Genomic DNA, 1,516 nt, shown 5'->3' with positions numbered 1-1,516 from the left:
CCAAATCAAAAGGCCGCCAAAAGCGGCCTTTATGCTATAATAAATCATTCCGCGGGGTGGAGCAGCCCGGTAGCTCGTCAGGCTCATAACCTGAAGGCCGCAGGTTCAAATCCTGCCCCCGCAACCAGAGTTTATAAAGACTATCACGACTTTAAGCGGCCTCCTTCGGGAGGCCGAAGTCGTTTTTACCCCTAGCACAAACCTAGCACAAATCCCGAGGCCGATTTGACTGGTCCCTTGAGGTCGTGATTCCCTGTTCCCATATCGAAATGAGAAACAAACAGGGGGCCGGTATGGCGAGCCACGAAATCCTTGGAGGAAAGGTCAATGTCTACCGGCGCGGGGGCCTCACCTGGCATTGCTCGGGTCGGTAAAAGGTCAGCAGTACCGTGCCAGCACTAAAGAAACCGGACTGGAGCAGGCCAAGGCCTTTGCGGAGGACTGGTATCTTGGGCTGCGCGGCAAGCTGGCGGCCGGGTTGTTGAAAACCGAAAAGACCTTTGCCGAGGCCGCCAAGAAGTTCGAGCAGGAATATGCCGTTATCACGGAAGGCGAGCGTAGCCCCAAGTGGGTTGAAGGCCATGGCATCCGCCTACGGCTCCACCTGATCCCGTTCTTCGGCAAGATGGGCCTTTCCGAGATCACGGCCGGAACCGTGCAGGACTATCGGGTGCACCGCATCAGCACGTCCAAGACCGGCAAGGCGCCGGCGCGGAGTACCCTGCATGACCCGGCAAGGCGCCGGCGCGGAGTACCCTGCATGACGAGGTCGGAACCCTGCGGCAGGTATTGAAGACGGCTATCCGCCACAAATGGCTTTCGCATCTTGCAGACCTATCACCGCCCTACAAGACGCAAGGGAAGATCATGCACCGGCAGTGGTTCAGCCCGGTCGAATACAAGCAGCTCTACGAGGCTACCCGCCAGAATGCCAAGGAGCCGAAGAACCCTTACTTCCGGTGGGAAGCCGAGCAGTTGCATGACTTCGTGCTGTTCATGGGCAACACCGGCCTGCGGCCGGATGAGGCCAAACAGCTCCAGCACCGAGATGTGACGATCGTGGAAGACCCGGAGTCGCGTCAGCGTATCCTTGAGATTGAGGTGTGCGGCAAGCGCGGCATCGGCTGGTGCAAATCCATGCCCGGTGCGGTGAAACCCTATGAGCGTCTGTGTGAGCGGGCGAAGCCTGTGCGCGGGAAAGGGGATGGCGAGGTGGCTGCGACGCTTCCCGCTCCGACCGATCTGCTATTCCCCGGCAATTATCTCAAGATGTTCAACAACCTTCTTGAAGCACAACATCTCAAGCTGGACCGCGACGGCAAGCCCCGAACAGCATACAGCCTACGTCACACCTATATCTGCCTGCGGCTCATGGAAGGTGCAGACGTCTATAGCGCGGCAATCAGGATGAGACGCGGGCGACAATCTGGATGAGATTCTTAGGTCGCGGTGGGGATCAAGTTATCACGCTGATTGTCGCTGACAAGTTCTTCGTCGTTTTCTGATTGCCGTTCCG

At 58.1% G+C, this 1,516-nt stretch carries 2 protein-coding genes and 1 tRNA gene; all 3 read left to right on the top strand.

All coding sequences use genetic code 11. The features are described 5' to 3' along the window. The first annotated feature begins 50 nt into the window (after positions 1-50). Positions 51-127: transfer RNA gene (locus ASB65_RS21030), tRNA-Met, on the top strand. A 231-nt stretch (positions 128-358) separates the two neighbouring features. Next, positions 359-793, top strand: coding sequence for a hypothetical protein (locus tag ASB65_RS28995; protein WP_065695289.1), 435 nt, complete (start codon positions 359-361; stop codon positions 791-793). Between the two features lie 74 nt (positions 794-867). Further along, on the top strand, positions 868-1,434 hold the full coding sequence (locus ASB65_RS21020; RefSeq protein WP_060725268.1) for a hypothetical protein: 567 nt from the start codon (positions 868-870) through the stop codon (positions 1,432-1,434). Positions 1,435-1,516 lie beyond the last annotated feature (82 nt).

The organism is Agrobacterium tumefaciens str. B6 (assembly GCF_001541315.1).
Taxonomy (GTDB): Bacteria; Pseudomonadota; Alphaproteobacteria; order Rhizobiales; family Rhizobiaceae; genus Agrobacterium; species Agrobacterium radiobacter.
Note: the sequence above shows the minus strand (reverse complement) of the source record. Positions and strands in the feature narration are given on the sequence as shown.

Excerpts from the sequence above, each read along its gene's own strand:
- ASB65_RS21020 (WP_060725268.1), top strand. The coding sequence starts at position 868 with ATGCACCGGCAGTGGTTCAGCCCGGTCGAATACAAGCAGCTCTACGAG.